This window comes from Phycicoccus duodecadis (assembly GCF_002846495.1).
Taxonomy (GTDB): Bacteria; Actinomycetota; Actinomycetes; order Actinomycetales; family Dermatophilaceae; genus Phycicoccus; species Phycicoccus duodecadis.
The window spans coordinates 1,012,640-1,031,646 of the sequence record NZ_PJNE01000001.1; the positions used below are offsets into that span (position 1 = coordinate 1,012,640).

The following is a 19,007-nucleotide window of genomic DNA, read 5'->3' on the forward strand; positions in this document are numbered from 1 at the left end:
GACCGACGACCGGCGCCGACGGTCAGAAGGGAGGCACGTCGGGTGGGGCGGAGGCAGCGACGCGGTGGGCCGGTTCGGTGACGCGGCGCGTGCCGGAGGGTGAGGTCCAGGTGAGGGTGCCGTCGGGGTCGAGCCGGGGTCGCCAGCGGCCCTGCTGCTTCAGCCGGTGATGCCGCCGGCAGAGGCACGCCAGGTCGGTCGGTGAGGTGGCGCCGTCGGGCCAGGGTCTGGTGTGGTCGAGGTCGGTGTACTCGGCCCGTCTCGTGCAGCCCCACATCCGGCAGGTCCCGTCCCGGGTGGTGACGAAGTCCCGCATGGCCTGGGGTGGGCGGTAGGCGCTGGTGGTGAGGGAGGCGAGGGTGCCGGTGTCGGCGTCCAGCACGGCCCGCGCCACGTCCAGGGGGAGAACCTTGAGGAGGTTGGCGACGGTGGCGGCGTCGACCCAGCCGAGGCCCGCGAGCTGGGTGCCGGACACGGCGAACCCGGGCGTGACCTGCGCCATGGGCACCGGGGTGGGGTCCGGGTCGACGGTCATCGTGGTGGTCTCGAACAGCCGCTGCGCCTCCGGGGGGAGGTCGGCGAAGCGGGTCTCCTCGCCGGTGTAGGCGTCGATGACCGTGTCGTCGTCGCCCCAGGGCACCTCGATGGTCTCGACGATCGCGGGTTCGGGCGCTGGTCGGTCGGTGACCACCGGCACTCCGAGCGTCACCTGGGCCGACACCGTCACGTTCCGCAGGAGCAGGTCCCCGAACGCGTCCGCGCGGGCCTCGGAGAGCGTCAAGCTGTCGTCCACCTGCCGGTACTCCCCGGCGAGCTGCTCGGTCGCGGCCCAGGCCGCGGCCACGGTCGCCGTTGGGAGCAGCGCGTAGACGTCGGTGAGCCCGTCCGGGCCGGGCCGCACCTCCACCGTCCGGGTGCGGCGGGTCTTCGACACCTGCGCGGCGACCTGGTCGGCCGCGACCCGGGTCGCGACCCGGCGGACGTGCGCGGTCACCTGCGCCGGGTCCAGGTCCGCCAGGCGGCCGGCGACCTCCGCGTCCACCCGCCCGCACGCCACGACATCCAACCCCGCACACGCGTCGACGACCTTGTGCGCCGTCGCCGCCGCCACATCCCCCGCGAGGACCCGGTCGCGGACCAGGGGGAACCGCTCACCGAGGGCCGCGCCGAGGTGCACCTTCCTTCCGGCCAGCCCCTCCGTCAGGCCAGCTTCGAGAGCGACCAGGCTCGCCGCCATCTGGTCCACGTACCCCACCGCATGCGTCCGCTCCACCGGCCCGTCCCCCGACAGCCGCACCTCGACCCGCGCCCCCAACGCCGCCGCGACACCCTGGGCGCCCTCGGCCGCGTTCACCACCCCCTGCAGCTCTCCGGCCAGCTCGTAGCACTCACCGGCATCCAGGCTTCGGCCGTGCTCGGCCAGCGCACACCCCAGCGCCGCGACCTCCGCACGCGCGGCCGCGATACGCCTGCTGAGCTGCCCCCTGTCCATGGAGAAATGATACCCGAACACGCGTACGAAGACAAGCGGCAAGCCACAGGAGATCGCCTACCGCAGAACATCTTTCGCGCACTTCGCTCCTTCGCACCGCCTCACAGCAGGGCGACGGTCCGCGGGTCCTCGGCGCCCTCGAAGAACCGGTCGAGCACGGCCCGGAACGGCGCCGCATCCTCCCCCTCGGCGGCGCGCGAGAACACGGTCATCGACGAGCGCAGCTTCATCGCGTCGACCGCGCCGAGCACCGCCTCGGCGTCACTCCCGCGCACCGCGAGCAGCGCCTCGACGCACGCCAGCAGCCGCGGCCCCAGCACCGGGTGGGCCAGGTACGCCCCCGCCTCGTCGAGCCCGCGCAGCCCGTACCGCTGCGACATCCCGCTCGACCCCAGGCCCTCCACCTGCGGCAGCACGAACCAGATCCAGTGCCCGCGCTTGCGCCCCGCACGCAGCTCGCCGAGCGCGGCCCCGTACGCGCCCCCGGCGTCCTGCGCCGCCACGAACCGCTCGACGCCTTCGACCATCCGCCCTCCTCAGTACGTGGGCACCGACGGGTCGACCTCGCGCGACCACGCCAGGATGCCGCCCTCGACGTCGACCGCGTCGACCCCGCGCGCCCGCAGCAGGTCGACCGCCTCGGCCGAGCGCCCGCCCGACTTGCAGTGCACGTAGACCCGCCCCGACGCGCCCGGCACCTCGGCGCCGTCGCGCACGAGTCCCATCGGGACGAGTTCGGACCCGGGGATGGCGGCCACGTCACGCTCCCCCGGCTCGCGGACGTCGAGCAGCACGAAACCGGCTCCCCCGGAGCTCCGTTCGTCGAGCAGCCGCGCCAGCTCGGCGACGTCGACACTCGGACGCGCGACCTCGGCCGCCGTCGGCCCCTCCCTGTCGGCCCCGGCCCCCTGGTGCACCGTGGCCCAGCCGAGCGCCCGGGTGGCGTCGGCCCCTGACCCGCACACGCGGCATCCCGGGTCGCGGCGCACCGGCACGGCGTCCCACGTCTGCCGCAGCGCGTCGTGCACCAGCAGCCGGCCGACCAGCGGGTCGCCGATGCCGGCCACGAGCTTGACCGCCTCGGTGGCCATCACCGACCCCACGGACGCGCACACCGCCCCCAGCACGCCGCCGACCGCGCACGAGGGGACGGCCCCCGCGGGCGGCTGGCTCGGGAAGACGCAGGCGTAGCAGGGCCCCTCGCCCGCCCACCACACGGACACCTGGCCGTCGAACCGGTACACCGAGCCCCACACGTGCGGGATGCCGAGCCGGGCGCAGGCGTCGCCCACCAGGTAGCGGGTCGGGAAGTTGTCGGCGCCGTCGAGCACCAGGTCGTAGTCGGCCAGCACGCCCAGCGCGGTCAGCGCGTCGAGGCGGTCGCGGTGTCGCACGACGACGGTCCCGGGCGAGATGGCCGCCACGGCGTCGGCCGCCGAGTCGACCTTGGCCCGCCCCACGTCGTCGACCCCGTGCACCACCTGGCGCTGGAGGTTGGTGACCTCGACGACGTCGTCGTCGACGACCCCGATGGTGCCCACACCGGCGGCCGCGAGGTACAGCAGCGCCGGCGAGCCCAGGCCACCGGCCCCCACGACCAGCACCCGGGCCGAGCGCAGCCGCCGCTGGCCGTCCAGGCCGAGGTCGGGCAGCAGGAGGTGGCGGGCGAAGCGCGTGCGCTCGGGCCCGGAGAGCTCCGGGCCGAGCGGCACCAGCGGAGGTCGCGCCATGGCGCGAACCTAACACCCGGGACCACGCCGGCCCGCGGGCGCTACCGCTCCGTAGGATGGCGCGCGCACATCCGCCGACGGAGGAACCATGACCAGCACCGCAGGCCCCCGCAGCGCCCGCATGCCCCGCAGCGAGCGACGGGCCCAGCTGCTCGAGGCGGCCCAGGCCGTGTTCGTGCAGTCGGGCTACCACGCCGCGGCGATGGACGAGATCGCCGAGCGCGCAGGGGTCTCCAAGCCCGTCCTCTACCAGCACTTCCCCGGCAAGCTCGACCTCTACCTGGCCCTGCTCGACACCCACTGCGACACCCTCGAGCAGCTCGTCCGGCGGGCCCTGGGCGCCACCGACGGCGACAACGAGGCCCGGGTGCGCGCCACCGTGGCCGCCTACTTCGCCTTCGTCACCCGCGAGGACGCCGCCTTCCGGATGGTGTTCGAGTCCGACCTCACCAGCGTGCCGCAGGTGCGGGCCCGGCTGGACTCGGTCGAGATGGCGTGCGCGGAGGCGATCGCCGAGGTCATCGCCGAGGACACCGGCGCCGACGACGAGCGCGCCCTGCTCCTCGGCTCGGCCCTGGCCGGGATGGCCCAGGTGTCGGCACGGCACTGGCTGGCGCAGGACGGCGGCATTCCCGAGGCCGAGGCCGCCGCCATCATCAGCGCCCTGGCCTGGCGCGGGCTGGGTTCGTTCCCCAAGGTCGGCGACTGACGGCCGCTCTCGGGCGCTGAGCCCAGAGCGAACACGGGTCGCCACCTGGAACAGGGTGTCCGGCCCGACGGTTAGCCTGGGCAGGAGTCCCCAACCCGCCGCGGGCCGGTCCCGCGCGTGAACGAAAGGTCGTGCCCCGTGGAGGTCACCATCGGTGTCCAGAACGTCTCCCGCGAGCTCACCGTCGAGACCGACGCCGACGCCGCCGAGGTCGCCCGGGCCGTCGACGCGGCCCTCGCCAGCCCCGACGGCGTGCTGCGGCTGACCGACACCAAGGGCCGCACCGTGCTGGTCCCCGGCCGCTCCATGGGCTGGGTGCAGGTCGGCGAGACCGAGAAGGGCAAGGTCGGGTTCGGCAACGTCTGACGGAGGGGCGGTTCCCCCTTTCGTCGGGGATAAACGTCTCTGACCAGCGCGGACACTGGAGACCGACCCGCCGTGTCGAATCTTTGACGAAACTTCGTCGAAGGTCTAGCGTCGTGGTCGTGCCGGGGTTCCCGGCCCCGGTGCCGAGGCTGACCGCCACGGTGCCGGAACGGACCACATCGGGGTCACATCCCCGCGAAGGAGGAACCGTGTCCATCATCGGTTCGATCATCGCCGGCATCATCGTGGGCATCCTGGCCCGCCTTGCTCTGCCCGGTCGTCAGAACATCAGCTGGGTCATCACCATCGTGCTCGGCATCCTGGGCGCGCTCATCGGCTGGTTCCTGGCCGGCCTGCTGGGTGTGCAGACCACCAACGGCGTCGACTGGCTCCGCTGGATCATCTCGATCATCGTCGCCGCCGTCCTCATCGTCGGCTACGAGCGGGTCACCTCCCGCAACCACGTCGCTCGCTGAGCGAGCGCACCCGACCTTCCCGGTCGAGCACACGAAGGCCCCCGCCATCTCGGCGGGGGCCTTCGTGCGTCATCGGCCGCCGGGCGATCGAGCCGGCGCGGGGGGCAGGGCGGCCTCAGGCCTCCAGACCCAACCTCGCCATCCGCGCCTGGTGGTTGTCGGTGAGGCGGGTGAACATCCGGCCCACCTCGGCCAGGTCGGCACCGCCGCCCACGAGCAGCGCGGCCATGGCATCGCGCTCGACCGCCACCGCCTGTGCCTGCGACAGCGCCTCCCCCAGCAGCCGCCGGCCCCACAGGGCGAGCCTCCCCGCTGCCCGGCGGTCGCTGCGGATGGTGTCGCGCACGATCTGCACGATGAAGTCGGCGTGGCCGTCGTCCTCGAGGGTCGCGCGCATCGCGGCGCGGGTGTCCTCGTCGACGAAGGCCGACATCTCGCGGTAGAAGTCCTTGGCGATGCCGTCTCCCACGTAGGCCTTGACCAGCCCCTCGAGCCAGCCCTTGGGCCGGGTGCGCTCGTGGAAGGCGGTGATGGGCGTGACGAACGGCGCCATGGCGGCGTCGGGGTCGATCCCCCGCGCGCGCATGTGCTCGACCAGCTGGGTGAACCGCGCGAAGTCCGTGCACGCCACCTGCCCCATCGACGCCTTGAGCGCCAGAGTGGGCGCCAGGTCGGCGTCGACCGCCATCCGGATGAACGCCGTCAGCTCACCGTGCGCGAGCACGCCGAGGAGGTCGACGACGGCGGCGCCCGGCGGGGTTGCGTCCATGGTCAGCGAGCCTAACCGGTAGCATGGCCCCGTCCACGGTGCCCGGTCGGCACGAACGTGAGTGACCTTGATGGGTGGGACCCCGGCGCCGCAGCACACGCCGTCCCGCCTCCGAAGACCCCCGATCGGCCCGCAGCTCCTGCGCAGGCGCTCTCCCGCGCCCGCCGACCGGAAGAGAACCCATGACCGACGTCACCGACAGCCCGACCGTGCCCGACGAGGCGGCTGCGCCCGCCCCCGCGGCCCCCGAGCCGACCTTCGCCGACTTCCCGATCCACCCCGACATCGTGGCCGCGCTGGCCGAGCACAACATCACCACCCCGTTCCCCATCCAGGCCATGACCCTGCCGGTCGCCCTCGGCGGCCACGACATCATCGGCCAGGCCAAGACCGGCACCGGCAAGACGCTCGGCTTCGGCATCCCCATCCTGAACCGCGTGGTCTCCCCCGACGACGCCGCCTTCGCCACCCTGCCGGCTGCCGGCAAGCCGCAGGCGCTGGCCGTGGCCCCGACCCGTGAGCTCGCCGTGCAGGTCTCGGGCGACCTCGAGAGGGCCGGCCGCAAGCGCGGCATCCGCGTCCTCACCGTCTACGGCGGCCGCGCCTACGAGCCGCAGGTCGAGGCGCTGCGCCGCGGCGTCGAGGTCGTCGTCGGCACCCCCGGCCGCCTCATCGACCTCGCCCAGCAGGGCCACCTCGACCTCGGCAACGCGCGCATCGTGGTCCTCGACGAGGCCGACGAGATGCTCGACCTCGGGTTCCTGCCCGACGTCGAGAAGATCCTCGCGATGACCCCCGCCGGCCGCCAGACGATGCTGTTCTCGGCCACCATGCCGGGCGCCGTCGTCACCCTGGCCCGCCGCTACATGAACCAGCCGACGCACATCCGCGCGATGGGCGACGACCAGGAGAACGCGCACACGGTCAAGGCCGTCGAGCAGTTCGTCTACCGCGCCCACGCGATGGACAAGGTCGAGATGCTGGCCCGGATGCTGCAGGCGAAGGACCGTGGCCTGACCATCATCTTCAGCCGCACCAAGCGCACCGCCGCCAAGGTCGCCGACGACCTCGCCGAGCGCGGCTTCGCGGCCGCCGCCATCCACGGCGACCTCGGCCAGGGCGCGCGCGAGCAGGCCCTGCGCGCCTTCCGCAACGGCAAGGTCGACATCCTCGTCGCCACCGACGTCGCGGCCCGCGGCATCGACGTCGACAACGTCACCCACGTCATCAACTACCAGTGCCCCGAGGACGAGAAGACCTACCTGCACCGCATCGGGCGCACCGCGCGCGCCGGCAACACCGGCATCGCGGTCACCTTCGTCGACTGGGACGACCTGCACCGCTGGGGCATGATCAACCGGGTCCTCGACCTCGGGATGCCCGAGCCGGTCGAGACCTACTCCTCCTCGCCGCACCTCTACTCCGACCTCTCGATCCCCGAGGGGTCCAAGGGCCGCCTGCCGCGTGCCCTGCGCACCCGTGAGGGCCTCGAGGCCGAGGTGCTCGAGGACCTGGGCGAGACGGGCAAGTCCGGCGGCCGGGGTGGTCGCGGCGGCCGTGACGGCGGCGGTCGCGACGGCCGCGGCGGCCGCGACGGCGGCTCCCGGGACGGGGGTTCCCGTGACGGCGGCCGGGGCCGCGGGGGCGAGCGCGCCGAGCGGCCCGAGGGCCGCACGGAGGACGGCGCCGATCGTCCGCGCCGGAGCCGCAACCGTCGCCGCACCCGGGGTGGCGAGCCGGCCGGCGAGGCCACCCAGGCCTGAGCGCACCTGAACACGAACGACCGCGCCGTGACCCCGAGGGGTCACGGCGCGGTCGTGTCAGGGGCCGGTTCCGCCGAACACCCGCGCGGTGTCACCGGCTCCTGTCACCCTGTGGGACGACGACGGCCGTCGGTACCACGAGGGATGCCGACGGCCGTTGCCGTGCCTGCGGTCAGGCCGCGGGGGTGATGGTGCTGGTGTCGATCACGTAGCGGTAGCGGACCTTGGAGCCGACGACCTTGTCGTAGGCGTCGCCGACCTCATCGGCCGAGATGACCTCGACGGTGGCCCCGATGCCGTGCTCGGCGCAGAAGTCCAGCATCTCCTGGGTGCCCTTGATGCCGCCGATGTTCGAGCCGGTCATGACCTTGTCGCCCATGATCAGCGAGCCGAAGTGCAGCGCCTGGGGGTTCTCGGGCAGGCCGACCATCACGAAGGTCCCGAAGGTCTTCAGCAGCCGCAGGTACTTGTCGACCGGCAGGTCGGCCGAGACGGTGCAGAGGATGAGGTCGAACTGGCCGCGCAGGTCCTTGAAGGTCTGCTCGTCGCTGGTGGCGCGGTAGTCGGTCGCACCGAACGCGCGGCCGTCCTCCTCCTTGGAGAGGGTCTGCGACAGGACGGTCACCTCGGCGCCGAGCGCGACGGCGATCTTGACGCCCATGTGGCCGAGGCCGCCCATCCCGACGACGGCGACCTTCTTGCCCGGGCCGGCACCCCAGCGGACGAGCGGGGTGTAGGTGGTGATGCCGGCGCAGAGCAGCGGAGCGGCCTGCGAGAGCTCGATGCCCTCGGGGATGCCGAGTACGAACCGCTCGCTGGCGACGACCTGCTGGGCGTAGCCGCCGGTGGTCCACTCGCCGTCGTAGCCCTGGTCGTTGTAGGTGCCGACCGAGCCCTTGGTGCAGAAGTTCTCGTGGTCGTCGCGGCACATCTCGCACTCGCCGCAGGAGTCGACGAGGCAGCCGACGCCGACGCGGTCGCCGACCTTGTACTTGGTGACGGCGTCGCCCACCGCGGCGACGGTGCCGGCGATCTCGTGGCCGGTGACCAGCGGGAAGTGGGCGGTGCCCCACTCCTCACGGACGGTGTGGATGTCGGAGTGGCAGATGCCGGCGTACGCGACGTCGATGCGGACGTCGTCGGGGCGCAGGTCGCGCTGCTCGATGGTGCCGTGGCGGAAGCCGGAGGACGCGGAGTCGGCGATCAGTGCGGGGGTGGTGGTCGTCATGCTCTCGACTCTAGGGAGCGGGCCCGCCCGGGGTCCAACCAGCACTGTCGAACCCGCGGTGAACGTTCTCACCGCGCTCAAGGGAATACGGTCAGAGGCTTTCGAGCAGGCTCGCGGCGACCTCGCGGTAGGCCGTGGCGCCCTTGGACGTGCGGGCCGTCGCGAGGATCGAGCGGCCCACCGCCGGGGCCTCGGCGAAGCGCACCGTCTTGGGGATCGGGGGCGAGAGGACGGGCAGGCCGTAGCGGTCGCCGACGTCCTCGAGCACCTCGCGGGCGTGGGTGCTGCGCCCGTCGAAGAGGGTCGGGAGGATGCCGATGACCTTGAGCTTCTTGTTGAGGATGCGCTTGACGTCCTTGACGGTGTCGAGCAGCTGGCCGACCCCGCGGTGGCTGAGCATCTCGCAGGGCATCGGGATGACCAGGCCCTGCGCGGCCGTCAGCGCGTTGAGGGTGAGGACCCCCAGGCTCGGGCTGCAGTCGAGCACGATGACGTCGTAGTCCTTGCGCACGGTGTCGAGGGCGTCGCGCAGCACGTACTCGCGGGCCGGGCGCCCCAGCAGCACGGCCTCGGCGCCCGCCAGCTCGATCGAGCTGGGCACGAGGTCGACGCCGTCGTCGCAGCGGTGCACGACGTCGGCGATGGTCGTGCCGCCGAGCAGCACGTCGTGGATCGAGGCCTCGACGGTGTCGGGGTCGATGCCGAGGCTGAAGGTCAGACAGGCCTGGGGGTCGAGGTCGACGAGCAGGACGCGGCGCCCGGCCTCGGCGAAGGCCGCTCCGAGCGAGGCCACCGAGGTGGTCTTGGCGACGCCGCCCTTCTGGTTGGCGAGGGCGATGATCGTGGCCTTGCGCTTGGACGCCATCGGGCGAGCCTTTCGGACGGGGGCCGCGGGGGACGGCCCGATCCTCTCATCCGGCCGGGTGCTCACCCGACGCCAGCACGAAGCGCCGGAAGGTGACGGCCGACGGCAGCAGCGGCCGACCCTCGACCCACGCCAGGCCCACCTCGCGGTGCGCCTCGGGGTCGGTGAGCGGCACCAGCCGGGTCCGCGCGAAGGTCGTCGGCGTGGGCAGCCCCTGGGCGGGCACCACCGCCACTCCGAACCCCGCGGCCACGAAGCCGTGGATGGTCGGCAGGTCGGCCGCCTCGACCGAGATGTCGGGCTCGAAGCCGGCGCCGCGGCAGAGGTCGCGCACCTGCTCGCGCATCCCGGACGGCGCCGCGCGCATGACGAACGGCTCGTCGGCGACCTCGGCCAGCGCGACGCGGTCGCGCCCGGCCAGGCGGTGCCCGAGGCCCACCGCCAGCACCAGCGGCTCGACGAGCACCCGTTGCCAGGCGATGCCCTGGCCCGCCACCCGGTGGGCCGTGAGCTCGAGGTCGGCCCGGCGGGTGCTCAGCTGCGTGGAGGCCCGCCCGTGCTCGCCCACCACCGTGCGCTCGAGCGCGATGTGGACCCGGGGATGCTCGCGGCGGAACGCCCCCACCAGGCTGGGCACCAGCCAGCTGCCGAGGCTCAGCGGGAACGCGAGGGTGACCACGCCGCTCTCGGGGTCGACGAGCTCGGAGACGGCGGCCAGCCCGTCGTCGAGGCTGTTGACCAGCGTGTCGACGTGCCGCTTGAAGGCGGTACCGGCGTGCGTCATCCGCAGGACTCGGCCCTGGCGGTGCAGCAGCGGGGTGCCGACCTCGGCCTCGAGGCGGGCCAGCGCCCGCGAGACCCCGGGCTGGCTGACCCCGAAGACGTCGCTGACCTCGGTGACGGTGTAGCCGTCGGCGACGAGCTGGAACCAGCGCAGTGCATCGGTGTCCATCCCATGACGATAGTGCATTCCATCTATGTCCCGAATTCATTGGACGCATGAGTTGCGACGGCGAACACTGGACTCATGACCAACAGCACCGCACTCTGGACCACCGTCAAGGACGACCTGCGCGAGCGCCGTGAGCGGCGTGCCCAGGCCCGTCGGCTGCGCGCCGACCTCTCGACCTACCGCACGCCGGCCGAGATCGAGGACCTCCTCGCCATGGTCGACGCCCAGGACGCCGCGGGCAACGGCGTGGCCGAGGCCCCGATGATCCGCAGCATCCTCAGCGACAACCTCCAGGCCTTCTACCAGGGCCAGACGCCGCTGCGCCGCGCCGCCGGCCTCTGAGCCGAGCCGGTCAGCCCCGCGGGGTGGTGTCGGTCGTCGGCACCACCCGTAGCCCGATCGGGCCGGGGTTCCAGGCGACCTCCCACCGCACCCCGTCGGGGTCGGCGAAGTAGCCCGTGTAGCCACCCCACTCGCGGTCGGTGGCACCCCCCACCAACGCCCCTGCGGCCGCGGCGAGCCTCAGCACCTCGTCGACGAGCGCGGGGGTCTCGACGTTGTGGGACAGGGTGAAGGGCAGCAGCCCCGGCCCGCTGACCGTGGTGCCGCCGAGCTCGGCCTCGAACGCCGCCCGGTCCCAGAGCGAGAGCACGAGCCGCTCCCCGGCCGTGAGCATCACCACCTCCCCCGGCACGTGGAGCTCGGGCTCCCATCCCAGCCCGTCGACGTAGAAGCGGCGCGAGGCCTCGAGGTCGGCGGTGGCGATGGTGACGAACGAGATGCGCTGCTCCATCCCCCGAGCCTGGCACGGCCCGGTGACAGCGCCGCGCTCAGTCATCGCCGAGCGCGGCCCAGTCCGACTTCTCGGGTGCCGCGGCCCGCCCCTCGGGGCAGTGCGCCCGCAGGTCGCACCAGGAGCACAGCGGCCCGGTGACCGGGGGGAAGAGCTCGGACGCGGCGCCGTGGCGGGCGTGGTCGGCGTCGGCCCGGCGTGCGTCGCGCATGATCGAGCGGGCCCGCTCGACGTGCCGCCCGAGCGACTCGGGGGTGTGCTCGTGGGCGGCCACCGTGCCACTGGGGACGTGGTGCAGCTCGACGCGGCGCACCGGGCGGCGGAACATCTTCCAGACGGCCGCCGCGTAGAGGGCCATCGGCATCGAGGTGCGGGCGTCGTCGTCGGTGGAGGGCACGCGCGAGGTCTTGTAGTCGACGACCACCAGCTCGCCGCCGCGGTCGTCGAGCCGGTCGATGCGGCCCTGGACGCGCAGGTCGCCGCTGACGAACGACGCGGTGCGCTCGATGCCGACGGGCCGGGCCTGTGGAGGGTGCGCCTCGAGGTAGGCCGTGACGGCGTCGCGCATCCGGGCCTTCCAGCGCCGGGACTGCTCGCCGTCGCGGAAGCCGACGTCGATCCACGCCTTCTCGACCAGGCGACCGCCCGCCACGGGGTCGGGGGCGGGGAGGTCCCAGTAGTCACGCAGCGCGTTGTGCACCGCGATGCCGAGCGAGGTGTGCGCCCGCGGGCGGCGCTTCTCGGGCGCCGGCCGGTCGAGGTAGGTCATCCGGTAGCGGCGCGGGCAGTCGAGGAACGCGAGGAGCTTGCTGGGACTGCCGCCCCACAGTGGCTCGGGCATGCCGGGCAGCGCCGCCTGCCGCGGTGCCGGGCGCGGCGCCGGCTGCTGCGCCCCCCGCGGACGCCCTTCGACCCCCTCACTGCCCATCCCCCGACCGTAGCGGCCGCCACCGACGTCGCCGCGGCCGTCCCCAGAACCGGGCCCGGGGTGACACACTGGCCCCGCCATGGCCATCTCCTCGTTCGACCTGTTCTCCGTGGGCATCGGGCCCTCGAGCTCCCACACCGTCGGCCCGATGCGGGCCGCGCACACGTTCGCCGCGGGGCTGCGCGACGACGGGCTGCTGCCCCGGGTGGGCCGGGTGCGCGGCGAGCTCTTCGGCTCGCTCGGCGCCACCGGCCACGGGCACGGCTCGGTCAAGGCCGTCCTGCTGGGCCTCGAGGGCGAGTCGCCGGAGTCCACCGACCCGCGCGCCGCCGAGGGCCGGGTCGACGAGGTCCGCACCTCCCGCGTGCTGCACCTGGGCGGAACCCACGACATCGTGTGCGACCCCGACACCGACGTGCTGCTGCACCGGCGGGCGACCCTGCCGTTCCACAGCAACGGGATGCGCTTCACGGCATGGGCCTCGGCCGAGCCCACCGAGGGCGAGGAGCCGCTGCGCACGCGCGAGTACTACTCCGTCGGGGGCGGGTTCGTGCTCGACCAGGACGAGGTGGGCCAGGGCGCGATCGTGCCCGACGCCACCCCCGTCCGCCACCCCTTCACCACCGGCGACCAGCTGCTGCAGCGCTGCGACGAGACCGGGCTGCCCGTCAGCGGCGTGATGCTCGCCAACGAGACCGCCTGGCGCACCGAGGCCGAGGTCCGCGCCGGTCTGCTGCACCTCTGGTCGGTGATGCAGGAGTGCGTCGAGAACGGCTGCCGCACCGAGGGTGTCCTGCCCGGTGGGCTCAAGGTGCAGCGCCGGGCGCCGCGCCTGGCCCGCCAGCTGCGCGGTGAGCACACCACCGACCCGCTGGCCGCGATGGACTGGGTCACGCTCTACGCCCTGGCCGTCAACGAGGAGAACGCCTCGGGCGGGCGCATCGTCACCGCACCGACCAACGGCGCGGCCGGCATCATCCCGGCCGTCCTGCACTACTACACCCGCTTCGTCCCGGGCGCCGACGACGAGGGCGTGGTGCGCTTCCTGCTGACCGCGGCCGCCATCGGGACGCTCTACAAGGAGAACGCGTCGATCTCGGGCGCCGAGGTCGGCTGCCAGGGCGAGGTCGGCTCGGCCTGCTCGATGGCGGCCGGCGCCCTCACCGAGGTGCTGGGCGGGACCCCGAAGCAGGTCGAGAACGCCGCCGAGATCGGTATCGAGCACAACCTGGGCCTGACCTGCGACCCGGTGGGCGGCCTCGTGCAGATCCCGTGCATCGAGCGCAACGCGGTGGCATCGGTCAAGGCCATCACCGCCGCTCGGCTCGCGCTGCGCGGCGACGGGCGCAACGTGGTCTCGCTCGACAAGGCCATCAAGACGATGCGCGACACCGGGCGCGACATGAAGGTCAAGTACAAGGAGACCGCTCGCGGCGGCCTCGCGGTCAACGTCATCGAGTGCTGAACGCCTCCCCCGGGAGGCGCCGCGGCACGCCGCGCGACGCGGCCCGGCGCCCGAGGGCGCATACTGAGGGGGTGACACAGCGACGAGCCTCCGAGCCCCAGTACTCCGCGAGGAGCCCGTTCAGCGCTCGTGTGGCGCCCGAGATCGAGAGCTTCGCCGTGGGTGACCGCGTCACGCACGACAAGTTCGGCCTCGGCCGCGTCATCACCCAGGAGTCGGCGGCGGTCGTCGTCGACTTCGGCGGAGCCCAGCGGGCCCGCATCGTCAGCCCCTACACGCGGCTCACGAAGATCTGACCCCTCCGGCCCCGGGTCGCCCCCCGCGGCGCCGCGTGACCGGCCGCCAGCGCCAGGCACACCGCGGCCGCGCTGAGCCACAGCACCGCCGGCCCCCGGGCCAGCAGGGCCGCCCCCAGCAGCGGTGCCGCCACCGTGGCCACTCCCCAGGACAGGCCCTGCACCGTCATCACCGCCGCCTCGGCCCCGGGGGCGACCAGGCGTGACGCCACGGCCTGCTGGGTCCCGACCACGAGGCTGCTCGCCGCGCCGTCGAGCACCGCGCCCAGCAGCAGCGCCGACAGCCCTCCGGCGGCCCACGCGGCCAGGCCCGTGCCCAGCAGGCCGTAGCCGACCGCCAGCACGACCGATGCCCTCACCCGTGCCTCCCAGCGGGCCAGCAGCCGCTGCCCGACCAGGGCGGCCGCGGCCGAGAGGGCCATCAGCAGGGCGGCGACCGACGGGGGGTGCCCCGCGCGGTCGAGGGCGACCGGCAGCATCAGGACCACGAGCATGACGACCGTGCACGACACGGAGCACAGCGCCGTCCAGGCCAGCAGGCGGGCGCCGAGCGCGGCGCGCCACGGTCGCGGGGCGGTCCGGCCGCGCGCGGGGGCGAGCCGCGGCAGCAGGACCGCCACCAGGGCGGCGGCCCCCAGACTGGTGGCGGCGTCGACGGCGAAGAGGGCGCCCACGCCCCACCGCGTGACGAGGGCGGCCACGACCCCGGCCACCACGCCTGCCACCGCGACGCACGCCCACAGCAGCGAGAAGCGGGACGCCCGGCGCTCCGGCTCGACCCCGAGAAGCACCGCCGTCGAGGTGGCCGGCTCGACCACCTCGTAGGCCAGGCCCAGCAGGACCACACCCAGCGCCACCACCGCCAGGGAGTCGCCGGCCGCGACCACCGCCTGCGCCCCGCCCGCCGCCGCGAGGCCGCCGACCAGCGCGGCCCGCGGGCCCCACCGGGTCGTGACCACGCCGCCGAGGACGCGCGAGGGGATGGTGCACAGGCCGAAGACGGCGAGCACGGTGCCCGCGGTGGGGAGCGACACCCCGAGGTCACGGGTCATCCGCACCCCGAGGAAGGCCATCCCGGCGCCCCCGAGCCGGTTGACGACCCGCGCGGCGACCAGGACCTGCATGACTGACATACGCTGATTGAACAGTGACACACCTCCGACCCTAGGTACCGTATGACATGCGTTTCAACAGTCACGTCGACCGTGCCGTCGACGCCACCGTCCGCCTCGTCAACGCTCTCTCCCCCGGCCTCGACGGCGGACGCCGGCACGAGGCCCCGTGGGGTGCGGACCTCCGCCGGGCCGTGGTCGAGGTGGTGCGCTACGACGGGTACGAGCCCCGCCCATCGGTCGCCGAGCTCGAAGCCCTGCGCGCCGAGGTGCTGGCGGCCCGGCAGGTCTTCGAGGCGCTCGACGCCGGCGACGACGACACCGCGGCCGGGCTGGTCAACGCCATGCTGCGCCGCACCCAGGCCCATCCCGAGCTGGACCGGGACGACGACGGCGGCTGGTCGATCCACTTCCACGGCCCCGACACCACCTTCGCCCGGGGCTGGTCGGCGGGCCTGGCGGCCGGCCTCGCGATGGCGATCGGCGGCGACCTGGGCTCGCGGCTGGGCGTCTGCGCGGCGCCCGAGTGCGACCGGGTGTGGGTCGACCGCTCGCGCAACACGCATCGCCGGTTCTGCTCCCTGCGGTGCCAGAACCGCGTCAAGGCGGCTGCCCACCGGCTCAGGACGCGAGGCCACCGAGCTCGGTGAGCGGCACCGGGAAGGCCCGCACCCCGGCCCCGGTGGCCAGGTAGGCCCCGACCAGCGGCACACCCCCGGCCCGGCAGGCGCGGACGGCGGCGTCGTGCCAGGCCCGGTCGGTGTCGGTGAGCAGGACCGAGCCCAGCCGCCCGCGGGCGAACACGACCGCGCCGCCACCGGAGGCGACCATCCGGGCGAGCTCCTCGAGGAAGGGGACGAGGTCGGCGGGGTCGGCCTCGGGCGGGATGTCGCCGACGACGCACGGCTGCACCAGCCGCCGGTGGTCGTCGAGCAGGAGGAGACCGACGCAGCCGGACTCGCGGTCGGCGTCGCCGACCACGAGGTCGACGACGTCGGCGGTCAGGGCGGGGTCGTCGAGCGGGTGCTGGTCCCAGCCGTCGGGGAGGTTCTCGAAGGTCATGGCCCCAGCCTGTCGAACCTCGGCCCGGTGGCCGTCGGGTTTTCCACAGGGGTGGCCGGCGGCCCTAGCGTGGGGGCATGGCCCACGACTCCGTCGACCCCGACCACACCCGCCCCGCCGGCACCGACGACGCCACCGTCGCCGCCCTCGGCAAGCTCTCGGAGGCCCTCGAGGTGGTCGAGGAGGCCCGCGGCCACCTCTACGCCTTCCACCGCAGGTGCGGTACGGCCGACCTGACCCTCGGCGAGGCCGTCGACCAGCTGCGGGCGGCCGGCCACGACGAGCTCGCCGACCGCGTCGAGACCGACCTCGTGGGGCGCAACGTCCTGGCGGGCCGCTGGTCGTTCCAGGTCGTCGAGGAGTACGACGACGGCTACTACGCGCGCTTCCGCGAGCACGAGCGCGCCGCGCGCGATGAGCTCATGGCCGGCCGCCGGCACGTCTTCGAGGCCGAGATGAAGCAGGACCGGCGTACCCACGGGCGGGAGGGCCACGCCGCGACGCCCGAGAGCTCCGCCCTCAGCTGAAGACGACGGTGCGCCGGCCGTTGAGCAGGATGCGCGACTCGCAGTGCCAGCGGACTGCGCGCGCGAGCACCCGCGACTCGACCTCCTCGCCGGCCCGCACGAGGTCCTCGGGCGTCATCCGGTGGTCGGCCCGCACCACGTCCTGCTCGATGATCGGGCCCTCGTCGAGCGCCGGCGTCACGTAGTGCGCGGTGGCTCCGATGATCTTCACGCCCCGTTCGAACGCCTGGTGGTAGGGCTTGGCGCCCTTGAACGAGGGCAGGAACGAGTGGTGGATGTTGATGACGCGCCCCGCGAGGTCGCTCGACAGACCGTCCGAGAGCACCTGCATGTAGCGGGCCAGGACGACGAGGTCGACGTCGTGCTCGGCCAGCACGGCCCGCAGGGCGGTTTCGGCCTCCGCCTTGGTGTCGGCCGTGACCGGCACGTGGTGGAACGGGATGCCGTACGAGGCCACCAGCGGCTCGAGGTCGCGGTGGTTCGACACCACGGCGGGGATGTCGAGGTTCAGCGCGCCCGAGCGCCAGCGGAAGAGCAGGTCGTTGAGGCAGTGCCCGAAGCGGCTCACCATCACCACGGCCCGGTAGGGGCGGGCGGCATCCCGGATGGTCCAGTCCATGCCGTACTGCTGCGCCACCGGGGCGAAGAGGGCGCGCCAGCCGTCGGCGCCGGGGTCCCCCTCCTGCACCGAGTAGCGGATCCGCATGAAGAACTGGTCGGTGCCGACGTCGTCGAACTGCTGGCTCTCCTCGATGTTCGCGCCACGCTCGAACAGCAGGGCGGTGACCGTCGCGACGATCCCGCGACGGTCGGGGCAGGACAGCAGCAGGACGTACTCGGGCACGCCCCCACCGTACGGAAGGCCACGGATCCCCTGCGGGGCTGTCCGCGTCAGTGGGCGGGAGTGCCCTGGCCGTTGACGAAGGCGATGACGGCGTTGGCGACCATCTGCACCGCGATGGCCGACAGCAGCAGGCCGGCGATGCGCGACAGCAGCACGATGCCGCTGTCCTTGAGGAAGCGCGCCAGCGGCGAGGCGAACCGGAAGACGAGGTAGACCACGAGCAGCGCGGCGGTGAGCGCAGCCCCGACGGCGACGAGCCCTCCGGCGCCGTCGGCCCGCTGCACCGCGAGCATGGTGGCGACGATGGCTCCGGGCCCGGCGAGCAGCGGCGTCCCCAGCGGCACCAGCGCGACGTTGACCCCGGCGTCGGCCAGCGACTCCGACTCCGACCCGGTGAGCAGCTGCAGCGCCACGACGAGCAGCAGCAGGCCGCCGGCCGCCTGCAGCGCGGGCAGCGTGATGCCGAGGTAGTCGAGGATGCGCTGGCCGAACACCGCGAACGAGGCGATGACCCCGAGCGCGACCAGGCTGGCGCGCCGGGCGGCCGAGATCTTCTGCTGCGGGGTCAGCGGCCCGGTGAGCGCGAGGAAGATCGGGATGGCGCCGGGCGGGTCGAGGATGACGGTGAGGGTGACGAAGGTCGTCGTGAAGACGGGGAGGTCGAACCAGCTCACGGGCGCACCACCTCGGTGCCGGTGGCCTGGGCTTCGATCGCGGCGAGCACCTCTGGCGCGGTGGTGTTCTCGCCCAGGCGGTTGCGCTTGCCGGCGCCGTGGTAGTCACTGGAGCCGGTGACGAGCAGGCCCAGCGCACCCGCCAGGTCGACGAGCTCGCGCACCGCGGCGTCGTCGTGGTCGCGGTGGTGGGCCTCGAGGCCGGCCAGCCCGGCCGCGGCCAGCTCCTCGACCAGCTCACGCCCCACGACACCGGTGCGGGTGCGCGAGAACGGATGAGCCACGACCGGCACCCCGCCCGCGGCCCGCACGACCTCGACGGCGCGCACCGGGTCGGGCGCGTAGTGCGTGACGTAGTAGGGGCTGTCGTCGCCGAGCCAGCGGGCGAAGGCCTCGTCGCGGTGCTCGACCACCCCCGCGCGCACCAGGGCGTCGGCGATGTGGGGGCGGCCGGGGGTGGCACCGTCCTCGACCTCGGCCCGCACCGACGCGACGGTGACGGGGATGCCGTCGGCCGCCATGCCCTCGACCATCCGGTCCAGGCGCGTCTCACGGCTCGCGCGGGCCTGCTCGAGCTCGGCCACCAGGGCCGGATGCGCGGAGTCGGGCAGGTACGCCAGCAGGTGCAGGCACTGCGCACCCCGCGCGCACGAGACCTCGATGCCCGGGACGAGCACCAGGCCCACCTCGCGGGCGGTGACCGAGGCCTCGTCCCATCCGAGCGTGGTGTCGTGGTCGGTGACGGCCATGGCGTCGAGGCCCGCGGCGACCCCGGCGCGTACGAGCTCGGCCGGGGTCTGCGTACCGTCGCTCGCGCTCGAGTGGGTGTGCAGGTCGATCACAGGCGAAGCGTAGTGGGGCAGCGGGAACCTGCCGCGGCGCGGCAACCTTTCCCGGCGCCCTGCCGTACTGCAGGTGTGACCGTCGTCCAGGAGGGACCATGACGGGGGGACGGG

The 19,007-nt window shown here is 73.8% G+C and carries 23 protein-coding genes; 9 read left to right on the forward strand and 14 right to left on the reverse strand.

The annotated features are described in order from the left end of the window. Nucleotides 1–22: 22 nt before the first annotated feature. The 3 genes from ATL31_RS04615 to ATL31_RS04625 form a co-directional block, all read right to left on the reverse strand. Nucleotides 23–1,492: an HNH endonuclease signature motif containing protein gene (locus ATL31_RS04615; RefSeq protein ID WP_101394739.1), complete on the reverse strand. Its 1,470-nt coding sequence runs from the start codon at nucleotides 1,490–1,492 to the stop codon at nucleotides 23–25. 101 nt (nucleotides 1,493–1,593) lie between these two features. Beyond that, nucleotides 1,594–2,019, reverse strand: a complete 426-nt coding sequence (locus tag ATL31_RS04620; RefSeq protein ID WP_101394740.1) for a DUF1810 domain-containing protein — start codon at nucleotides 2,017–2,019, stop codon at nucleotides 1,594–1,596. A gap of 9 nt (nucleotides 2,020–2,028) precedes the next feature. Further along, a complete protein-coding gene (locus ATL31_RS04625) occupies nucleotides 2,029–3,222 on the reverse strand; it encodes a ThiF family adenylyltransferase (RefSeq protein ID WP_101394741.1) in 1,194 nt (397 codons plus the stop codon). An 88-nt stretch (nucleotides 3,223–3,310) separates the two neighbouring features. On the opposite strand from ATL31_RS04625, the gene ATL31_RS04630 reads away from it, so the two are divergent. From ATL31_RS04630 to ATL31_RS04640, 3 genes are all read left to right on the forward strand, one after another. Continuing rightward, nucleotides 3,311–3,931 carry a TetR/AcrR family transcriptional regulator gene (locus ATL31_RS04630; RefSeq protein WP_101394742.1) on the forward strand — a complete coding sequence of 207 codons (621 nt, stop codon included), beginning with the start codon at nucleotides 3,311–3,313 and terminating at the stop codon, nucleotides 3,929–3,931. A gap of 138 nt (nucleotides 3,932–4,069) precedes the next feature. Continuing rightward, complete coding sequence (locus tag ATL31_RS04635; protein WP_101394743.1) at nucleotides 4,070–4,297, forward strand: DUF3107 domain-containing protein; 228 nt, start codon at nucleotides 4,070–4,072, stop codon at nucleotides 4,295–4,297. 209 nt (nucleotides 4,298–4,506) lie between these two features. After that, the gene (locus ATL31_RS04640) at nucleotides 4,507–4,773 is read left to right on the forward strand and encodes a GlsB/YeaQ/YmgE family stress response membrane protein (RefSeq protein WP_101394744.1); all 267 of its coding nucleotides are present in this window, start codon (nucleotides 4,507–4,509) and stop codon (nucleotides 4,771–4,773) included. Nucleotides 4,774–4,888: 115 nt separating this feature from the next. Here the strand turns inward: ATL31_RS04640 and ATL31_RS04645 are convergent, their stop codons facing one another. Then, entirely contained in the window at nucleotides 4,889–5,542 is a 654-nt protein-coding gene (locus tag ATL31_RS04645) for a ferritin-like fold-containing protein (protein ID WP_101394745.1), read from the reverse strand. 182 nt (nucleotides 5,543–5,724) lie between these two features. Between ATL31_RS04645 and ATL31_RS04650 the strand changes: the two genes are divergently transcribed. Next, nucleotides 5,725–7,305 carry a DEAD/DEAH box helicase gene (locus ATL31_RS04650; RefSeq protein WP_101394746.1) on the forward strand — a complete coding sequence of 527 codons (1,581 nt, stop codon included), beginning with the start codon at nucleotides 5,725–5,727 and terminating at the stop codon, nucleotides 7,303–7,305. 172 nt (nucleotides 7,306–7,477) lie between these two features. Here the strand turns inward: ATL31_RS04650 and ATL31_RS04655 are convergent, their stop codons facing one another. The 3 genes from ATL31_RS04655 to ATL31_RS04665 form a co-directional block, all read right to left on the reverse strand. Further along, on the reverse strand, nucleotides 7,478–8,533 hold the full coding sequence (locus ATL31_RS04655) for an NAD(P)-dependent alcohol dehydrogenase (RefSeq protein ID WP_101394747.1): 1,056 nt from the start codon (nucleotides 8,531–8,533) through the stop codon (nucleotides 7,478–7,480). 91 nt (nucleotides 8,534–8,624) lie between these two features. Beyond that, nucleotides 8,625–9,398: a ParA family protein gene (locus tag ATL31_RS04660; protein ID WP_101394748.1), complete on the reverse strand. Its 774-nt coding sequence runs from the start codon at nucleotides 9,396–9,398 to the stop codon at nucleotides 8,625–8,627. A 46-nt stretch (nucleotides 9,399–9,444) separates the two neighbouring features. Continuing rightward, nucleotides 9,445–10,350: a LysR substrate-binding domain-containing protein gene (locus ATL31_RS04665; RefSeq protein ID WP_101394749.1), complete on the reverse strand. Its 906-nt coding sequence runs from the start codon at nucleotides 10,348–10,350 to the stop codon at nucleotides 9,445–9,447. Nucleotides 10,351–10,425: 75 nt separating this feature from the next. Here ATL31_RS04665 and ATL31_RS04670 point away from each other — a divergent pair, with 75 nt between their 5' ends. After that, nucleotides 10,426–10,692, forward strand: coding sequence for a hypothetical protein (locus ATL31_RS04670; protein WP_101394750.1), 267 nt, complete (start codon nucleotides 10,426–10,428; stop codon nucleotides 10,690–10,692). 10 nt (nucleotides 10,693–10,702) lie between these two features. Here ATL31_RS04670 and ATL31_RS04675 read toward each other — a convergent pair whose 3' ends face one another. Then, nucleotides 10,703–11,143 (reverse strand): VOC family protein, encoded by a 441-nt coding sequence (locus ATL31_RS04675; protein ID WP_101394751.1) that lies wholly within the window; start codon nucleotides 11,141–11,143, stop codon nucleotides 10,703–10,705. Nucleotides 11,144–11,180: 37 nt separating this feature from the next. Further along, nucleotides 11,181–11,984: a RecB family exonuclease gene (locus ATL31_RS04680; protein WP_101397257.1), complete on the reverse strand. Its 804-nt coding sequence runs from the start codon at nucleotides 11,982–11,984 to the stop codon at nucleotides 11,181–11,183. A gap of 166 nt (nucleotides 11,985–12,150) precedes the next feature. On the opposite strand from ATL31_RS04680, the gene ATL31_RS04685 reads away from it, so the two are divergent. Both ATL31_RS04685 and ATL31_RS04690 read left to right on the forward strand, forming a co-directional pair. Further along, nucleotides 12,151–13,536, forward strand: coding sequence for an L-serine ammonia-lyase (locus ATL31_RS04685; RefSeq protein ID WP_101394752.1), 1,386 nt, complete (start codon nucleotides 12,151–12,153; stop codon nucleotides 13,534–13,536). Between the two features lie 71 nt (nucleotides 13,537–13,607). Next, nucleotides 13,608–13,832: a hypothetical protein gene (locus ATL31_RS04690; protein ID WP_101394753.1), complete on the forward strand. Its 225-nt coding sequence runs from the start codon at nucleotides 13,608–13,610 to the stop codon at nucleotides 13,830–13,832. Here the strand turns inward: ATL31_RS04690 and ATL31_RS04695 are convergent. Next, nucleotides 13,808–14,965: an MFS transporter gene (locus tag ATL31_RS04695; protein ID WP_101394754.1), complete on the reverse strand. Its 1,158-nt coding sequence runs from the start codon at nucleotides 14,963–14,965 to the stop codon at nucleotides 13,808–13,810. The two genes, ATL31_RS04690 and ATL31_RS04695, sit on opposite strands and share 25 nt — an antisense overlap. Before the next feature lie 47 nt (nucleotides 14,966–15,012). Here ATL31_RS04695 and ATL31_RS04700 point away from each other — a divergent pair, with 47 nt between their 5' ends. Beyond that, nucleotides 15,013–15,594 (forward strand): CGNR zinc finger domain-containing protein, encoded by a 582-nt coding sequence (locus ATL31_RS04700; protein ID WP_101394755.1) that lies wholly within the window; start codon nucleotides 15,013–15,015, stop codon nucleotides 15,592–15,594. On the opposite strand, the gene ATL31_RS04705 is transcribed toward ATL31_RS04700, so the two are convergent. Further along, on the reverse strand, nucleotides 15,566–16,006 hold the full coding sequence (locus ATL31_RS04705) for a hypothetical protein (protein WP_101394756.1): 441 nt from the start codon (nucleotides 16,004–16,006) through the stop codon (nucleotides 15,566–15,568). The two genes, ATL31_RS04700 and ATL31_RS04705, sit on opposite strands and share 29 nt — an antisense overlap. Nucleotides 16,007–16,083: 77 nt before the next feature. On the opposite strand from ATL31_RS04705, the gene ATL31_RS04710 reads away from it, so the two are divergent. Next, nucleotides 16,084–16,533 carry a hypothetical protein gene (locus ATL31_RS04710; protein WP_101394757.1) on the forward strand — a complete coding sequence of 150 codons (450 nt, stop codon included), beginning with the start codon at nucleotides 16,084–16,086 and terminating at the stop codon, nucleotides 16,531–16,533. Here the strand turns inward: ATL31_RS04710 and purU are convergent. Genes purU through ATL31_RS04725 form a run of 3 tightly spaced genes read right to left on the reverse strand, consistent with a single transcriptional unit; the run spans nucleotide 16,526 to nucleotide 18,893 of the window. After that, nucleotides 16,526–17,377 carry a formyltetrahydrofolate deformylase gene (purU, locus tag ATL31_RS04715; RefSeq protein ID WP_101394758.1) on the reverse strand — a complete coding sequence of 284 codons (852 nt, stop codon included), beginning with the start codon at nucleotides 17,375–17,377 and terminating at the stop codon, nucleotides 16,526–16,528. The two genes, ATL31_RS04710 and purU, sit on opposite strands and share 8 nt — an antisense overlap. Before the next feature lie 47 nt (nucleotides 17,378–17,424). Continuing rightward, entirely contained in the window at nucleotides 17,425–18,051 is a 627-nt protein-coding gene (locus ATL31_RS04720; RefSeq protein ID WP_101394759.1) for a MarC family protein, read from the reverse strand. After that, nucleotides 18,048–18,893, reverse strand: a complete 846-nt coding sequence (locus tag ATL31_RS04725; protein ID WP_101394760.1) for a PHP domain-containing protein — start codon at nucleotides 18,891–18,893, stop codon at nucleotides 18,048–18,050. The genes ATL31_RS04720 and ATL31_RS04725 overlap by 4 nt, the downstream gene beginning before the upstream one ends. Nucleotides 18,894–19,007 lie beyond the last annotated feature (114 nt).